General features: G+C 49.3%; 16 protein-coding genes and 1 other RNA gene. 7 read left to right on the top strand and 10 right to left on the bottom strand.

Annotation, left to right across the window (positions count from 1 at the left end; genetic code table 11):
- Window positions 1–55: 55 nt before the first annotated feature.
- Window positions 56–419: a transfer-messenger RNA gene (gene ssrA, locus DPA2511_RS22995) on the bottom strand.
- Between the two features lie 46 nt (window positions 420–465).
- Window positions 466–948 carry an SsrA-binding protein SmpB gene (gene smpB / locus DPA2511_RS16510; RefSeq protein WP_015854885.1) on the bottom strand — a complete coding sequence of 161 codons (483 nt, stop codon included), beginning with the start codon at window positions 946–948 and terminating at the stop codon, window positions 466–468.
- 155 nt (window positions 949–1,103) lie between these two features.
- On the opposite strand from smpB, the gene DPA2511_RS16505 reads away from it, so the two are divergent.
- Both DPA2511_RS16505 and DPA2511_RS16500 read left to right on the top strand, forming a co-directional pair.
- The gene (locus DPA2511_RS16505; RefSeq protein WP_015854884.1) at window positions 1,104–1,538 is read left to right on the top strand and encodes a type II toxin-antitoxin system RatA family toxin; all 435 of its coding nucleotides are present in this window, start codon (window positions 1,104–1,106) and stop codon (window positions 1,536–1,538) included.
- Window positions 1,531–1,824 (top strand): RnfH family protein, encoded by a 294-nt coding sequence (locus tag DPA2511_RS16500; RefSeq protein WP_015854883.1) that lies wholly within the window; start codon window positions 1,531–1,533, stop codon window positions 1,822–1,824. Before DPA2511_RS16505 ends, DPA2511_RS16500 begins: the two co-directional genes overlap by 8 nt.
- Before the next feature lie 53 nt (window positions 1,825–1,877).
- On the opposite strand, the gene bamE is transcribed toward DPA2511_RS16500, so the two are convergent.
- The 3 genes from bamE to nadK form a co-directional block, all read right to left on the bottom strand.
- Window positions 1,878–2,216, bottom strand: coding sequence for an outer membrane protein assembly factor BamE (bamE, locus tag DPA2511_RS16495; protein WP_015854882.1), 339 nt, complete (start codon window positions 2,214–2,216; stop codon window positions 1,878–1,880).
- Between the two features lie 112 nt (window positions 2,217–2,328).
- Window positions 2,329–3,990 carry a DNA repair protein RecN gene (recN, locus tag DPA2511_RS16490; protein ID WP_015854881.1) on the bottom strand — a complete coding sequence of 554 codons (1,662 nt, stop codon included), beginning with the start codon at window positions 3,988–3,990 and terminating at the stop codon, window positions 2,329–2,331.
- A gap of 83 nt (window positions 3,991–4,073) precedes the next feature.
- On the bottom strand, window positions 4,074–4,952 hold the full coding sequence (nadK, locus tag DPA2511_RS16485) for an NAD(+) kinase (RefSeq protein WP_015854880.1): 879 nt from the start codon (window positions 4,950–4,952) through the stop codon (window positions 4,074–4,076).
- Window positions 4,953–5,094: 142 nt separating this feature from the next.
- On the opposite strand from nadK, the gene grpE reads away from it, so the two are divergent.
- The 4 genes from grpE (at window position 5,095) to maeB (ending at window position 10,723) form a co-directional block, all read left to right on the top strand.
- A complete protein-coding gene (grpE, locus tag DPA2511_RS16480; protein ID WP_015854879.1) occupies window positions 5,095–5,682 on the top strand; it encodes a nucleotide exchange factor GrpE in 588 nt (195 codons plus the stop codon).
- 386 nt (window positions 5,683–6,068) lie between these two features.
- Window positions 6,069–7,307 carry an Nramp family divalent metal transporter gene (locus DPA2511_RS16475; protein ID WP_015854878.1) on the top strand — a complete coding sequence of 413 codons (1,239 nt, stop codon included), beginning with the start codon at window positions 6,069–6,071 and terminating at the stop codon, window positions 7,305–7,307.
- Between the two features lie 102 nt (window positions 7,308–7,409).
- Window positions 7,410–7,985 (top strand): GDP-mannose pyrophosphatase NudK, encoded by a 576-nt coding sequence (gene nudK, locus DPA2511_RS16470; RefSeq protein ID WP_015854877.1) that lies wholly within the window; start codon window positions 7,410–7,412, stop codon window positions 7,983–7,985.
- A gap of 458 nt (window positions 7,986–8,443) precedes the next feature.
- Entirely contained in the window at window positions 8,444–10,723 is a 2,280-nt protein-coding gene (gene maeB, locus DPA2511_RS16465) for an NADP-dependent oxaloacetate-decarboxylating malate dehydrogenase (RefSeq protein ID WP_015854876.1), read from the top strand.
- Window positions 10,724–10,918: 195 nt separating this feature from the next.
- Here maeB and DPA2511_RS16460 read toward each other — a convergent pair whose 3' ends face one another.
- Together DPA2511_RS16460 and hemF are read right to left on the bottom strand one after the other, a co-directional pair.
- Entirely contained in the window at window positions 10,919–11,368 is a 450-nt protein-coding gene (locus DPA2511_RS16460) for a YaiI/YqxD family protein (protein ID WP_015854875.1), read from the bottom strand.
- Window positions 11,368–12,294: an oxygen-dependent coproporphyrinogen oxidase gene (hemF, locus tag DPA2511_RS16455; RefSeq protein ID WP_023638453.1), complete on the bottom strand. Its 927-nt coding sequence runs from the start codon at window positions 12,292–12,294 to the stop codon at window positions 11,368–11,370. Before hemF ends, DPA2511_RS16460 begins: the two co-directional genes overlap by 1 nt.
- A 174-nt stretch (window positions 12,295–12,468) precedes the next feature.
- Here hemF and DPA2511_RS16450 point away from each other — a divergent pair, with 174 nt between their 5' ends.
- Window positions 12,469–12,894, top strand: coding sequence for a GNAT family acetyltransferase (locus DPA2511_RS16450; protein ID WP_015854873.1), 426 nt, complete (start codon window positions 12,469–12,471; stop codon window positions 12,892–12,894).
- A 236-nt stretch (window positions 12,895–13,130) separates the two neighbouring features.
- Here the strand turns inward: DPA2511_RS16450 and DPA2511_RS16445 are convergent, their stop codons facing one another.
- The 3 genes from DPA2511_RS16445 to DPA2511_RS22475 are packed head-to-tail and all read right to left on the bottom strand — an operon-like array spanning window position 13,131 to window position 16,063.
- The gene (locus DPA2511_RS16445; protein ID WP_015854872.1) at window positions 13,131–14,045 is read right to left on the bottom strand and encodes a DMT family transporter; all 915 of its coding nucleotides are present in this window, start codon (window positions 14,043–14,045) and stop codon (window positions 13,131–13,133) included.
- Window position 14,046: 1 nt separating this feature from the next.
- Complete coding sequence (locus DPA2511_RS22020) at window positions 14,047–15,189, bottom strand: cysteine desulfurase family protein (RefSeq protein ID WP_015854871.1); 1,143 nt, start codon at window positions 15,187–15,189, stop codon at window positions 14,047–14,049.
- A gap of 28 nt (window positions 15,190–15,217) precedes the next feature.
- Window positions 15,218–16,063, bottom strand: a complete 846-nt coding sequence (locus DPA2511_RS22475; protein ID WP_015854870.1) for a hypothetical protein — start codon at window positions 16,061–16,063, stop codon at window positions 15,218–15,220.
- Window positions 16,064–17,101: the final 1,038 nt, after the last annotated feature.

Here is a 17,101-nt window from a genome sequence, read left to right as displayed (position 1 = left end):
GGGCTTGTGCCATGCGGGCTTAGTGGACTTCATTGGCGTTCTATAGAACAAAAAGTGGTGGAGCTGGCGGGAGTTGAACCCGCGTCCGAAATTCCTACACCGTCGGTACTACATGCTTAGTCTGGTCTTTACATTCGCTTGCCAGCTGCGGACAGACACGCCACTAACAAACTAGCCTGATTAGATTTAACGCTTCAACCCCAGGCAAGGCATCCACGCGATCTCTTTTAGGTTTGACCTCTCTTGATCCCCGTCCTAAGAGCGGAGGCTAGGGAGAGAGGGCTGTAAGCAGGTTATTAAGCTGCTACTGCGTAAGTTTCGTCGTTTGCGACTATTTTTTTGCGGCTTTTTACGAGGCCAACCGCCCCTCGGCATGCACCTTGGGTTTCGCGAATCCCGTCGAATCCAGAATCAGCCCCAAGATATTTCGCTATTATAACAGAGATATGGATCGCTAATCTACCGTTAGCGGGCGGCGTTTTTCATTATGCGCGCTTTATCCAACTTCCATTCACGTTCTTTGATATCGTCCCGTTTGTCGTGTTCTTTCTTCCCTTTGGCTACGCCAATCTTGACCTTGCACCAGGCGTTTTTCCAATACAGTGATAATGCGACGACTGTATAACCTTCACGGTTGACTCTACCGTACAGTGAGTCTAATTCACGCTGGTTTAGCAGGAGCTTACGTGTACGTGTTGGATCACAGATTACGTGGCTGGAGGCTACATGCAACGGTGTGAATGTTGCACCAAATAGATAGGCTTCGCCATCGCGCAGCATGACATAACTGTCACTGATATTGGCTTTGCCTGCTCGCAGGGATTTGACTTCCCACCCCTGTAGGGACAAGCCCGCCTCAAATTCTTCTTCTATGAAGTATTCGTGGCGGGCACGCTTATTGAGTGCAATGGTGGCAGAGCCGGGTTTATATGCTTTTTTCTTTGTCATAGTGCCGTCATTATACTGGTTGCTGCGGTGAATGAAATCCCTGTCATGATACGGCCGCATTCTGAATGAATCGATGCGATGTTCTTCGCAGAATTTTTGTCTGGCTACTCAATAGTGCTATTATTTTGCGCGATTTATGACTCACGGAAAATGGTATGCCCAAAATAAGTCGTTCAGCATTGGTCCCCTTCAGTGCGGAGCAGATGTATAAATTAGTCAATGACGTTCCCTCTTATCCGAAGTTCTTGCCAGGATGTGTCGGTAGTCGCGTTCTTTCTTCTTCTTCAGAAGAAATGACAGCCGCAGTTGATGTTTCCAAAGCTGGGATCAGCAAGACGTTTACGACTCGTAATGCATTGACTAATAACCAGTGTATTTCTATGCAATTGGTTGATGGTCCGTTTCGTCAGTTGACGGGAGACTGGCGTTTTATTCCTCTTGGAGACCAGGCCTGCAAGGTTGAATTGCATCTTGATTTCGAATTCAAGAGCGTCCTGATTGAGCTTGCATTTGGTAAAGTATTCAAGGAATTAGCCAACAATATGGTTCAGGCGTTCACTCAGAGAGCTAAAGAGGTTTATAGTGTCTGAAATCCATGTTGAAGTGGTTTATGCTCTGCCGGAACGTCAGTATTTGCGATCCCTGACTTTGGAAGAGGGAAGTTCGGTAGAATTAGCTATCAGAAATTCTGGGGTGTTGGCGCTGTGGCCTGAAATTGATCTTAATATCAATAAGATCGGTATTTTCAGTCGGCCAGCCAAATTGGGCGATGTATTGCGCGATGGTGATCGTGTTGAGATTTATCGACCATTATTGGCTGACCCGAAAGAACTACGTCGTCAACGAGCGGAGCGTTCAAAAAATAAGGCACGGTAATGTGCCTTATTTTTTGTCCATCAGCCGGGACGAAAGTGCTATTTCATTCAGTCTTATTGTAATGCTGGCTTGTTATCAATATTGGTCAAAACGCCCTGACTGTTGAAGGTCAGAGTCAGCGTTTGCTGTTTGACGGCATCGTGGCCTGGTTGTTGACGGAAAACATAGAACCAGGTGTCAGTCCCGAATGGATCCTGCAACATCGGGGTGCCCAGTGTGTAGGCAACCTGTTGTTTAGTCATTCCATTATGAATTTTGGCAACGTCAGCTGACGCCAGGTAGTTCCCCTGATTGATGTCCGGCCGATAAACTATACGTTCGAACATAGAGCAGCCAGCGGTTAACATAACAACTACTACCGTGGCGACGGCAGTCAGCGTTTTACAGCGCATAGTGATTACATTCCTTAAGGGCATAGGTTGCAGATGATAATAGACCTTGCCTGACTTGAAAACCTGCAAGATATCCGTAAGACCCCGTGAACCCGAAAAAGTTGAATCCTGATTATGCGGCTAGTAATTCTTTCGCGTTGGCCAGCGTGTTTTTGGTTACAGCAGAACCTCCCAGTAGTCTGGCTAATTCTTGCAAACGCGCCTTTTTATCCAGAGATTGCATGAGTGTCTCAGTCATCGCGCCGTCTGTATGTTTGCTGACGAAATAGTGGTGATGGCCGCAACCGGCAACCTGCGGTAAATGAGTTACACACATTACCTGGGTTGATTGACCTAATTGACGCAGCATCCTACCCACAATCGCCGCAGTTGGTCCGCTGATGCCTACATCTACTTCGTCGAAGATCAGTGCGGGTGTATCCATTTTTTGGGCAGTAATAACCTGGATAATTAATGCAATACGTGACAGCTCGCCACCAGAGGCAACTTTGGCAAGGGACTGATGCGGTTGGCCTGGGTTGGTCGTTACACAAAATTCGATCTGATCGGCGCCATTGGCGGTAAGCGATTCCGGAGTAAAGACCACTTCAATGGCGAATTGACCATGCGGCATGGCCAGTTCATGCATATTTTCCGTAATCTGCTGCGCCAGCTCGTTGGCGCATTGGCTGCGGCGCTGGTGGAGCTGCTCAGCCATATGCAGTGCCTGTTGGTAATATTCCTGTACGGTCTGACTTAATGATTCGTGATCATTTTCCTGTTGTTCCAGCAGCTCCTGTTCCTGTAACAGTTGTTGATGGAATGAGGGCAATTCTTCCGGCTGGACGTGATGTTTCCGTGCCAGCGACATCTGGCGGGACAGGCGTTGTTCAAGTTCATAAAGCCGATTGGGATCGAGATCCATTCTATCGCAGTAATGTCTCAATTCGTCGCTGGCTTCGCTGATCTGGATGCTGGCCTCTTCAAGAAGGGAGAACACGCCTGAAAGTTGGTTATCCATACTGATCAACTCAGATAGCTGATGGCTTGCACTATGCAACATGCCGAGTATGTTCTGGTCTTCATTTCCACTCAGTATCTGCAGGGCTTGTTGGCTGAGCGACATCAGTTGCCCGCTATTGGCTAACCGCTTGTACTCGATATCAATTTGTTCGTATTCGCCGATTTGTGGAGCAAATTCATTGAGTTCTTTTAGCTGATATTGCAGCAGTTCCCGGCGGGCTTCGCGTTCGAACATGGATTGTTGATGCTGGGCCAGCTCCCGGCAGCTCTGGTGCCATTGCTGCCAGATTTGACGCATAGCGGACAGCAATTGAGGATCGTCGGCATAGGCGTCGAGCAGTTGACGCTGATGATCGGGTTTGAGCAACTGTTGGTGGGCGTGTTGGCCGTGCACCTGGATCAGGTGTTGCCCCAATTCCCGCAATTGCGAAAGCGGGACGGCGGTGCCGTTGATGAATGCGCGGGAACGTCCATCGGCGCTGATGACTCTTCTGAGCAGGCATTCGTTGTTGTCATCCAACTGATTGTGCTCCAGCCATTTCAGTGCGGCAGGTGTGTCCGAAAGAGCAAAGCGGGCACAGATGTCCGCTCTGGCAGCGCCTGGGCGAATCATGCTGGCGTCGGATCGGTTTCCGAGGCAAAGCCCCAGTGCGTCGATAGCGATAGATTTCCCTGCACCGGTCTCGCCGGTAATTACGCTCATACCTGTCTGAAAATCGATTTCCAGTTCGCGAACGATCGCGAAGTTACTGATAGTGAGTTGCGCCAGCATGATTGTATCCTGTATGTAACAACACCTGTTGTTGCATACAGTATAAACTGGTTTTTTATACAGTAAAGTAGGATGAACCGTTTTCAGAATAATTTTTTCGACCAGCCCAGTTTGCTACTCAATGTATTGAAATAATTATAATTTTCTGGGTGTATCAAGTTCAAATGATGTTCGCTGCGACGGATCAGAACCTCTTCACCTTCCTGAATCGGCAGGGCGATCTGGCTATCGCAACTGAGTTCAAGATCTTGGGTGATATGAGAGAATTTGAGACGAATGGTACTGCTGCTGTTAATCACCAAGGGTCTGGATGACAACGTATGGGGAAACATCGGAACCAGCGCGATGGCATCCAGCGATGGAGTCAGAATCGGGCCGCCACCGGATAGCGAGTAGGCGGTGGAACCCGTTGGCGTCGAAATGATCAGCCCGTCGGATCGCTGAGAAAAAGCGAATCGATCGTCTATATAGACTTCGAATTCAATCATGTGCGCCACTTTACCAGGATGCAAAACCACCTCGTTAATGGCGGTACTGCTACTGTTGGGGTGGTTTGATCGGCAGATTTCAGCTTCCAGCATGAATCGGCTCTCACAGAGATAGCGGCCGTCCAGCACGTCGCTAAGTTGCTGTTGAGTATGGTCGGGGTCAAGATCGGTAAGAAAACCGAGGTTGCCGCGATTGACACCGATGACGCTGATATTGTGGCGGGAAAGCACGCGCGCTGCGCCCAGCATATTGCCGTCTCCGCCAACGACCACAGCAAGATCGGCCTGCTGGCCTATCTCGGACAGATTTCCGGTCATGGCCCCCTGAAGCTTAAGCTCCTGTGCGACCTGTTCGTCAACAATAACGTCGTAACCTTTGGCGCTCAGCCAGTGGTACAGCATTTCGTGAGTAGTCAGTGCTGTGGGATGGCGCGGATGGCCGACGATACCGATGCAGTTAAACGCTCTGTTCATTGGGATGGTTCATCCTTTACGGGAACGCCTGCCGCTCCCTGTTTTCGGGCCAACAATATGTGAGTAGTTCCCTTGAAACCCCGGTTTTGATCCCCATAATAAGCGAACTAGCGAGATGAATGCGAAAACCGCGGAGAATTTCATGAGTAGTAAAGAACAGAAGTCGCCTGACGAGCAAGTCTTGGATCAGAAGGATACGGCACAAAGCCAGCAAACGGATACGATGCCAGAGACGACGGAAGTGGCTGACTCGCGTGATGAGCGTATCGCCGAACTGGAAGCGCAACTGGATGAAGTTCAGCAACGTGAGCGTGAAACCGTACTGCGTGTTCGTGCTGAAATGGAAAACGTTCGTCGCCGTTCTGAACTGGATGTTGAGAAGGCGCATAAGTTTGCGTTGGAGAAATTTGCCGGAGAAATGTTGCCGGTGATTGATAATCTGGAACGTGCGTTGGAAATGGCCGACAAATCCAGCGAGGCGCAGGCATCCACGATCGAAGGCGTGGAGCTGACATTGAAGTCGATGCTGTCTGCTGTTCGCAAATTTGGCATTGAGGTTGTCGCCGATGTAAACGTACCGTTTAATCCGGAAGTGCATCAGGCGATGACCATGATGGAATCGGCTGAACATCAGCCGAACCATGTCATGTTGGTGATGCAAAAAGGGTATACGCTGAACGGTCGGCTGCTACGCCCGGCGATGGTCGCCGTTTCAAAAGCTAAAGAATAATCTCATCTGACTTTCTCTCCGGAACTCGTTTGACCAGTTCCGGAGGTCTTTTCCCCCTCATGTTGTTTCTTTTTCTTGCATTGTTTCTTCCCTTCAAGCGTTTTCTGGCCCCACTGCAGGTTTCTAATATTTTTATTTCATTGATATATAATGAAAAATATCATTTTGGTAACATATTGAATGTTTCGTTAACGTCATCAGGGATTGGTTGCTTTTTTTGTTTATATTTTGTTAATGTCTGAGCAATAAAAGTTATACATTTATTGGATACGTGCTTCATCGTCTTTGCCTATCGAAATAATCATTTTTACCACTCTAAATGCACTTGATAATCATTATCATTTTTGTGAGAGTAGCAAAATATCAGTGTTAGAAGGGTTACTTATATGCCGGGGAGTCGTGTAGTGGAATCAGTCAGCCGTACATCGAGAAAGCTTAAGCTTTCATTGATGGGGCCGGCCTTTATCGCGGCGATCGGTTATATCGATCCCGGTAATTTCGCCACCAATATTCAATCTGGTGCTGCTTATGGCTACCAGTTGCTGTGGGTTGTCGTTTGGGCGAATTTAATGGCTATGCTCATTCAGTTGCTTTCCGCCAAGCTCGGTATCGCTACCGGGAAAAACCTGGCGGAACACATCCGAGATCGTTTTCCTCGCCCTGCAGTCTGGTTTTACTGGGTTCAGGCAGAGATCATCGCCATGGCGACCGATCTGGCGGAGTTTATCGGCGCTGCGGTGGGGTTCAAATTATTGCTGGGTATTTCGCTGCTGGAAGGCGCGATTCTGACCGGTATTGCAACCTTTCTCATCCTCACGCTGCAACAACGCGGCCAGAAGCCTCTCGAGATGGTGATCGGCGGGTTGCTGATGTTTGTCGCGGCGGCGTATATCGTCGAACTGATTTTCTCCAGCCCGCAATTGGCGCCGTTAGCGAAAGGAATGGCGATCCCCAATCTGCCGTCGTCCGATGCTGTAATGCTGGCGGCGGGGGTGTTGGGGGCAACTATTATGCCTCACGTTATCTACCTGCATTCGTCGTTAACACAGCAAAAAAGCAGCGATACGCATGCGGAGCGTTATGCAGCCACTAAAGTCGATGTGGCTGTGGCGATGACAATCGCCGGCTTTGTCAACCTGGCGATGATGGCGACCGCCGCCGCGGCGTTCCATTTTAGCGGTAATGCTTCTGTTGCCGAGCTTGAACAAGCCTATCTGACGTTGAAACCTCTGCTTGGCCAGGCTGCCGCTACTATGTTCGGATTGAGCCTGGTTGTCGCCGGTCTTTCCTCCACCGTGGTAGGAACGTTGGCCGGCCAGGTAGTGATGCAGGGATTTGTCCGGTTCAGCATTCCGTTATGGGTACGTCGCATTGTCACTATGCTGCCTTCATTCATCGTGATTATGTTTGGAATGGATCCGACGCGAGTTCTGGTACTGAGTCAGGTTCTTCTGAGCTTCGGTATTGCGCTGGCGCTAATCCCGTTGTTAGCGTTTACCGGCAATCGTGAACTGATGGGGGGGCTGGTGAACAGCCGTTTGGTGCAGAATATTGGCAGAATCATTGTCTGCGTAGTTATCGCCCTCAATCTTTATCTGTTGGTGGATACTCTGCTGGGAAGGTAGTGCCTTCCCGGCTTTTGCCGCATATCTATCCGCTATTTCGTGCATTCCCTTCGACCCCACCCTATTATTTGACGTTGTTTATTCATCACGCAGGGTTCGATCATGTTGTCACCTATCAAAATTATTGAAAAGAAGCTGTTATCGGATCACTGGTTTGTTCTTCATAAATATGTATTTGATCTAAAAAGAAAAACGGGTGGAACTGTACGCCAGATGCGTGAAGTTTATGATCGGGGAAATGGTGCGACCATTCTGTTATACAACCGAGCCCGGGGAACAGTGGTGTTGACTCGCCAATTCCGTATGCCGACTTATCTGAATGGTAATGAAAGCGGTATGTTGCTGGAGGCGTGCGCGGGGTTGTTGGATAACCAGAGTCCGGAACAGTGTATTCGCAATGAAGCTATTGAGGAAACCGGCTATACGATCGGTAAAGTGGAAAAGCTGTTTGAGGCCTATATGTCCCCCGGTGGTGTGACGGAGTTGATCCATTTCTTTGCGGCGGAGTATGACGATTTGCAGCGGGAAAATGATGGTGGCGGCATAGAGGACGAGGATATTGAAGTGCTGGAGATACCCTTTATCGAAGCCATGAGGATGGTTGGCGACGGTCGGATTCGCGATGGGAAAACCATTATGCTGTTGCAGCATGCCAGGATACAAGGATGGTTTGAGTAATTGATTGATATATTTGGTAAAAATAATGAATGAGCAACAGTGACAGGTTGCTCGTTTTTTATAAATATCGTTGGGGTACGGGGCGGGGCATCGGTTTATTTGCTAATATAAGGCTCAGAGCCTAGAAAGAGGCTTAGCCGTGCCAGCAGCATATTTGCCATGGACTTTAACTCAAGTGTTACTGCTATTTTTTTGCGAACCATATTCTCTCTGGTCATTATTCATTTTTTATTATCTTTTATAATTCATTAAGTTAAGAGTTACTGGCTGTTTTAAGACTTGTTACGTAACGATATTAAACAGTTTTCGGCTTAAGATTCTGTAATTCTCCCTAAATCAACAAAAAGCAAACATTTGAGTTGAGTCCGCCATGGTTCATCGTGCAGGCAAATCATGGCGGGCCCGGCCTGAATGAGCGGTCTACCCTACACAACAAAACAGAGACAAGGTAATACGCGATGGATGAACAACTGAAACAAAGCGCGCTGGATTTTCATCAATATCCGGTGCCGGGAAAGATCCAGGTATCTCCAACCAAACCGCTGGCAACGCAGCGTGATCTCGCGCTGGCATATTCTCCAGGCGTAGCGGCGCCTTGTTTGGAAATCGCCGAGGATCCGCTGGCGGCGTATAAATATACCGCCCGGGGAAATCTGGTAGCGGTCATTTCCAACGGTACGGCGGTACTTGGGCTGGGGAATATCGGCGCGCTGGCCGGTAAACCGGTAATGGAAGGCAAAGGCGTACTGTTCAAGAAATTTTCCGGCGTCGATGTATTCGACATTGAGGTTGATGAGCAGGATCCGGACAAGCTGATTGATGTGATCGCCGCGCTGGAGCCGACTTTCGGTGGGATCAATCTGGAGGATATCAAGGCGCCGGAGTGCTTTTATATCGAACAGAAATTGCGTGAACGCATGAAAATTCCGGTGTTCCACGATGACCAGCACGGTACCGCCATTATTTGTACCGCTGCGGTGTTGAATGGTTTGCGCGTGGTGGAAAAACAGATTGGCGATGTGCGCCTGGTGGTGTCTGGTGCTGGTGCGGCGTCGATCGCCTGTCTGAATTTGTTGGTGGCTTTGGGCCTGAAACGGGAAAACATCGTGGTGTGCGATTCCCGCGGCGTCATTTATAAAGGCCGTGAGGCCAATATGGCGGAAACCAAGGCGGTCTACGCCATTGACGATGATGGTCGTCGCTCGCTGGCGGAAGTGATTCCTGACGCGGATATTTTTCTGGGCTGTTCCGGGCCGGGCGTACTGACTCAGGAGATGGTGAAAACCATGGCGCCGCATCCGCTGATTATGGCGCTAGCCAACCCGGAGCCTGAAATTCTGCCGCCATTGGTGAAAGCGGTGCGTCCGGATGCGATTGTGTGCACCGGTCGTTCCGATTATCCGAATCAGGTCAACAACGTATTGTGTTTCCCCTTCATTTTCCGCGGCGCGCTGGATGTGGGCGCCACCACCATCAACGAAGAGATGAAACTGGCTTGCGTGCACGCCATTGCCGATTTGGCGCTAGCGGAACAAAGCGACGTCGTGGCATCCGCCTATGGCGATCAGGATCTCTCTTTCGGGCCGGAGTATCTGATCCCTAAACCGTTTGATCCTCGGTTGATCATCAAGATTGCGCCTGCGGTGGCCAAAGCGGCGATGGATTCTGGCGTTGCGACGCGCCCAATCGAAAATTTAGATGATTACACCGAGAAGCTGACGCAGTTTGTTTATAAAACCAATCTGTTCATGAAGCCGGTTTTCTCCCAGGCACGTACCGAGCCGAAACGTGTGGTGCTGGCGGAAGGGGAAGATCCGCGCGTGCTGCATGCCACACAGGAGTTGGTATCGCTGGGGCTGGCATTCCCGGTGTTGATTGGCCGGCCGAGCGTGATTGAGAAGCGCATTCAAAAATTGGGATTGCAGATCAGCATCGGTAAAGATTTCGAGGTGGTTAATAACGAATCGGATCCGCGTTTTAAAGCCTACTGGACGGAATATTTCGAGATCATGAAACGTCGCGGCGTATCTCAGGAACAGGCGCAGCGCGAAATGCGCGCCAATCTGACGTTGATAGGCGCAATCATGGTTCACCGCGGTGAGGCGGATGCGCTGATTTGCGGCACTGTCGGCAACTATGAAGAACATTTCGGCGTGGTGGAAAAAGTCTTCGGTTATCGTGATGGTGTGCAGGTCGCCGGCGCTATGAACGCGCTGTTGTTGCCAAGCGGTAATACCTTTATTGCCGATACTTACGTCAATGCGGATCCGACGCCGGAGCAACTGGCCGAGATCGTGCTGATGGCGGCGCATACCGTGCGTCGTTTTGGTATTGAACCGAAAGTGGCGCTGTTGTCCCACTCCAGTTTTGGTACGTCAGACTCGCCGAGCGCACAAAAAATGCGCGCCACGCTGACGCTGGTGAACCAGTCGGCGCCGGAATTACAAATAGACGGCGAAATGCATGGCGATGCCGCGCTGGTGGAAGCGATTCGTCGCGAACAGATGCCGGATAGCCCGCTGAAAGGCGCCGCCAATATTCTGATTATGCCGAACATGGAATCGGCGCGTATCAGCTACAACCTGTTGCGCGTATCCTCTGCTGAAGGCGTCACTGTCGGGCCGGTACTGATGGGAATTGCCAAGCCGGTTCATATCCTGACGCCGATTGCCTCGGTACGGCGTATTGTCAACATGGTGGCGCTGGCGGTGGTCGAGGCGCAGACCGAACCGCTGTAATCCGGCATGTATGGCCGGTTGAAACCTTTTTAGTTGCAGGTCGTGGGAGGGGGGATGGCGTCGATACCCCCTGTCAGCGCGAACCGCGCCGCCCCTGGCGCGAACGCTTTACTCTCCCATGGCATTATCACTGTTTGATGAAGGCTGACAGGTGTGTCGGTCGTCAGAACCGGCAGAGTGATCTGCCGGTTTTTTTTACGCTTGTTGTTGCAGCCATTTATCCAGTTGATTGGCGAACTGCTGACGGTCGCGCTGGTTTAACGCGGCCGGGCCGCCAGTCTGAATTCCGCTGGCGCGCAATGTATCCATAAAATCGCGCATCGTCAGCCGTTCACGAATGGTATCCGGCGTATAGCGTTCGCCGCGCGGATTAAGCGCCACGGCGTGCTTTTCGATGACCGCGGCGGCCAGAGGAATGTCGGCGGTAATCACCAGATCGCCGGGTTCTGCACGGCGGACGATTTCGTTGTCGGCCACATCGAAACCGGCCGCAACCTGCAAGGTAGCGATAAATCTGGAGGGCGGTACCTTCAGGGGTTGGTTGGCGACCAACGTCAACTGGGTGGATGTCCGTTCCGCTGCGCGGAACAGCACTTCCTTGATAACGTTGGGGCATGCATCAGCGTCGACCCAGATACTCGGCATCACTCTTCTCCCTCAGTGGATAGCCAGTCGCGCGCGGGTAAAAAGTCGCGGTATAGCGCTGCTTCCGGGCTGTCGGCTTCCGGCTGGTATTGGTACTCCCAGCGCACCAACGGCGGCATAGACATCAAAATCGACTCGGTGCGTCCCCCGCTTTGCAGGCCGAACAGCGTGCCGCGATCCCAGACCAGGTTGAATTCCACATAGCGGCCGCGACGATAGAGCTGAAACTGGCGCTCGCGATCGCCCCATGCCAGCGGCTTACGACGGTTGACGATGGGCAGGTAAGCGTGCAGAAAACCTTCGCCCACGGCGCGCATGAAGGCGAAACTGGTGTCGAAGTCCGGCGCGTTCAGGTCGTCAAAAAATAACCCGCCGATGCCGCGCGCCTCGCCCCGATGCTTCAGGAAAAAGTAGTCGTCGCACCATTTTTTATAACGGGGATAAACATCGTCGCCGAAAGGACGGCACAGCGCGAACGCAGTCTGATGCCAGTGAATGGCGTCTTCTTTAAATCCATAGAATGGCGTGAGATCAAAACCGCCGCCAAACCACCACACCGGCGGCTCGCCATCTTTCTCGGCAATAAAAAAACGCACATTGGCGTGGCTGGTCGGCACATATGGATTCAGGGGGTGGATAACCAACGAAACGCCCATGGCCTGAAAACGACGCCCCGCCAATTCAGGGCGATGCATACTGGCCGAGGGCGGTAGTGCGGCGCCCGAGACGTGAGAAAAATTGACGCCGGCCTGTTCAAACACCGTTCCTTGCCGCAGAACCCGGCTGCGTCCGCCGCCGCCGGAGGCGTGCTGCCAGGCATCTTCCTGGAAAACGGCATTGCCGTCGACCTGTTCTAACTGCCGGCAAATGCTGTCCTGCAACGTCAGTAGAAAATGTTTGATCGCGTCGATGTCAGGTGAATTCATGGTAGTCATTGTTTATGTGCTGAATGGAGGCATCAGTATAACGAAATTTATCCGTTGGGGATGTCAACGGTGTTACCTGACATTGCGGTGGAAACCGGTGAATTTGAGATTGCGTCTGCAACGAATCACGCGATAATCAGGAATAACCTTATTTACTCAACATGGCGATCGGCGATGGAAATCCGCGTATTCAGGCAAGATGACTTTGAAGAAGTGATCACCCTTTGGGATCGTTGCGATTTGTTGCGTCCCTGGAACGACCCAGAAATGGATATTGAGCGCAAACTCAATCACGATCCGGATCTGTTTTTGGTAGCGGAAGTCGGTGGGGAGATCGTCGGCTCGGTGATGGGGGGGTACGACGGCCACCGGGGATCGGCCTACTATCTGGGCGTACACCCAGATTTTCGCGGTCGAGGCATTGCCAATGCGCTGATCAGCCGGCTGGAAAAGAAGCTGATTGCGCGCGGTTGCCCGAAAATTCACCTGATGGTGCGTCAGAGCAATACGGCAGTGATCGGCATGTATGAGAAATTGAATTACGACGTGGTGGACAGCATCACGCTGGGTAAACGCCTGATTGAAGATCAGGAATATTAGGCCGGCTTTTCATGATGATATTTTCATGATGAGTGAGGGCACTTTCTGCTGGCTGGGCTGCCCTGAACAAGATGAGTTGGCAGGCGATAAAGAAACCTAAGGCATGCCCGACAGACGATTCGCTACGGAAAGTGATTTATTCGGCGATATCGTCGGTTCAGTTGCTTGCCGTCATCACATCACCGTAATACCACACCGGCCGGTTAATGCGTCACACCCCAACGTCATGGGCTCAATTAGTCGCTTATCGCAATATTCTTCTCTTTGCGATAGCGCTGGGTGAAGGTGGTTATCACACCCGGCAGGCACATGCCCAGCAGGATCAGGCCCCCGCCCAGCAAAATATTCGCCGATAACGTTTCACGCAATAGCCAAACGGCAAACAGCGCCGAGAATACGGGTTCAAGGTTGTAAATCAGAATCGCACGAGTCGGTGTGGTATAACGCTGATAACGGGTCTGCACCCAGAAGGCCATCACCGTCGAGAAGATCGCCGTAACCAAGACAGCAAGCACCAGACTACTGTCCCACATCGCCGGTAATACGGCGTCCCCCTTGGAAGACTGAATAACCATGATAACGATTGCGATGGTAGCGATCTGTAAAAACGCCAGAGTCATATTGTCATGGTGCGCACTTAACTTATCGAGAGCCATGATATGTATGGCAGTGAACACCGAACCAATCACCACTAAGGTGTCGCCCCACTGTAGTTGCCAGCCGTGAATATCCGACATTAAATACAGGCCAACGAGGCCAAATAGCGTGGCAAGCGCCGCTTCAAACGAGGGTAATTTACCTGCCAACGGCCCGGAAAGCAGCAGTACCCATATCACACTCAGCCCAGCAAGGAACCCCGTGTTTGAAGCTGTGGTGAGCTGTAACCCAAAAATAAGAAAAACAAACGCCGCGCCAAGCAACAGGCCCAGCACGATACCTGCCGACAGTGTTTTCATTGACATATTGCGCAGCCTTCTGGCGCTGAACGGCAGTAGCAGAAATGCGGAGAGCACAAAGCGCAGCCCCAATACCATCAACACCGAATGCTCATTAACCGCCTGCTTCATTGCAGGAAAACCGATGCCCCAACCCGCGGCCACACCGGCCAACCACAACTCGGCAACCCGGCGTTGGCGTAGTATTTCTCCCATACTATCCTCTCAATCTCTGTGCACAGGAGATCAGTTGTTCCAATGCGGAGTCCAACGCCGCGATCTCAGTGGTATAACTCAGGCTTAACCGGATAGCGCCCTGAAGTGCCGCATCGTCGAGCCCCATGGCACCCAGAACGTGGCTTGGTTTTTGCTCTGCTGAATGACACGCTGAAGCACTACTGAGTGCGACCTTCATTTTGAGTTTTTTCAATAACGTGCTGGCTTTGATTCCTGGTAAAGAAAAGTTCACCGTATTAGGCAAACTTTGCTGGCGACAGCCATTAATTCTGGCGTCGGGAATATGCGTCAGTAAGCGATCAATAAAATACTGCTTCATCTTTTGCTGGCTAGCCACTCGCTGCTGATGAGAGGCAATAAACAGTTCGGCAGCCTTAGCCATTCCGGCAACGCCAGGCAGATTGACTGTACCACTGCGCAGCCCCGACTCTTGACCACCACCGTGGATGAGCGGTGAGTGACGTATCATTTCCGGGCAGGCGCAATACAATGCGCCAATACCTTTTGGCCCATGAAATTTATGCGCTGAGATGCTAACGAAATCTGGCCTGAACCGTGTCACCGAAAATGGCAGTTTGCCTACCCATTGCGCCGCATCGGTATGGAACAAAATATTATGCTGATGTGCAATAGCGCTAATTTCATCCAATGGTTGCAAAACACCGGTTTCGTTATTCGCGGCCATAATTGAAATCAAACGGGTATCAGGGCGTATCGCGGCCTGCAACGATGTCAGACAGACCTTCCCCAGATAATCGACAGGAAGATAAGTAATATCAATACCGTACCGGCTGAGGTACTGACAGACATTCAGTAAGCATTTATGCTCAATAGCGCTGGTAATAATATGAACGCTACCCTGGGATGAATAGTAGTCAGCAACCGCTTTGATCACCGTATTATTAGCTTCAGAAGCGCCGGAATTAAAAGAAATATGCTGTACATCTGCATCAATTAATTGCGCCACAACAGCCCGACACTCTTCCAGATAGTCATTAGCGCGTATACCTTCATAATGACTGATAGAAGACGAATTCGCGAAATATTCATCAAAACAATGAATAACGGTTTCACGGACTTCTGGTGCCATGACCGTGGTGGCATTATTGTCCAGGTAAATCATGTTCGTTGATCCTATATTATTATAATCTTTAATTCATCACAGTCTCTGCGCAATGATGATTCTGTGGGAGAGTGCATTTAACATCGACTATCTGCCCCTCATCATCACCAAAGAACACGTTAACAATAGTCAGATTAACTAAATCATCATCCTGAATAATGGGCAGCGCAGATTTTCCTTGAATGACTTTAGTTCGATCTGAAATCTCAGACCAGTCGATAATAATAAAGTTATTTGATTCAAAGAAGCGCTGCTTTAACTTCATCACAACGTCTTTATAATGTTGTGATATTATTGCTGGACACTTCGCCGTGAATACTTCACCTTGACGCCTTGCAAACAAAAAAGGCGTCTCTTTACCCAGCGCTATTTTTATTTCACTTCCTGCTTCGTCGTCATTAATCATTAAGCCTTCTGAACCCTGTTTTATTTTTTTCTTAATACTCTCAATTGCACGATTTTTACTGGTGCGTTCAGAAAAAATCATTAATTTATCGCGTTTTATAAGTGGGTTAGCGGCAATAAATATGTCGATTTCATCAGGAAGATCGGCACCTCCCTTTTCCTGTGAAGGTTCAGATGCAGGTGTTAAGGTACAACTGTGGTCAGAACAAGCCATACCGAGATCATCAATGAGAATGCCATAAACCAGTTTGACATTTTTCTGATATTTTTTGATAAGTTGATAACCAAACTCAACCGCATCATTAAGCGTATTTAACGAAAAATCATCGACACCGAATCGATGGTTATAATGACCAGCCTCAAGATAAACAACTAACTTTCCGTCATCATGCTGAAAACAAGAATCGACAAATAGCATTACTTCATCGAAATAAACTCGAGGGGAATTAACTCCATTGAGAGAAGACATGATACACCTTAACCTAATATCACCATTTTATATCCGTAATACATCAAGTTGCATGTGCGTTGGCTTCACTCAATCACCCGAATCGCTGACCGTAGTCAGCCTGTTGGGATGATTTCCCTTATCGCTTTCCTGAAACTCGAATTATTTCGGGTATATTGATAAAACAGTATATGAGTAACACAAAAGAGTAAGTGAAACAGAAAATACTCTCTTAAGTCGATAACGTGGTAATAATAAAAAACAGGCTAATAAAATTTATCAACCACTCAAGTGAACACTTCAAAGTAAAGCATGGATATGAAAACCACACAACAAAAATCAACGCAATCAGTTGATTTAAATCATTTATCACCAGGCATATAAAGATATCAAAAATTAAATATTAAAAACCATGAGGAAAGAAGAAATATATATATTGAATATCAATAAAATAATAACCTTAGTTTATTTATAGTTCCTAGACGACCTACACAATATGGATTTTGTCCTAATTCATTCGAGGTTAAAGACAAAATGTATTTGTTTTGAACAATACAGAACGTTACTCCTCTAAAGCAATGCTCAGTAATGAACATTATAACGCGCCAAGGAAGGCGCAATATTATCGGCATGATTTTGTCCAACCGGCGATAGGTTTGGACAGCGCTTACCGTTCCACAGGGTTGAAATACACGGAATACAAAATAAATCATCAGAGAATAGATGAAAAATAAGGTTATATGTAACCAGAAAATGACTTTCATATAACATCTAAACTCAATGAAAAGGTTGAATAATTTTATTGATACAGAAGTGAGATTTAACATTAACCGGCTTTTAATCAATGCCAACTATCTTGCCACTTACCGATCATGCGAACGACGGTGTTTAATTATATCGAATGCGATTACAATCGCTGTCGTCGTCACCGTGGCTGTGGTGGTCTTCGCCCTGAATAGTTTGCAGACCAGAGCCTCGCTTGGGACTGTGTCCACGTTCCGTGGGTAGGATCAGTTTTCGCTTGTTCGGCGCAAGCGTGGTTTTATGTTGAGGAGTTGA

The sequence above is a fragment of the Musicola paradisiaca NCPPB 2511 genome (assembly GCF_000400505.1).
GTDB lineage: Bacteria > Pseudomonadota > Gammaproteobacteria > Enterobacterales > Enterobacteriaceae > Musicola > Musicola paradisiaca.
This window is presented reverse-complemented; position numbering and strand designations above follow the sequence as displayed.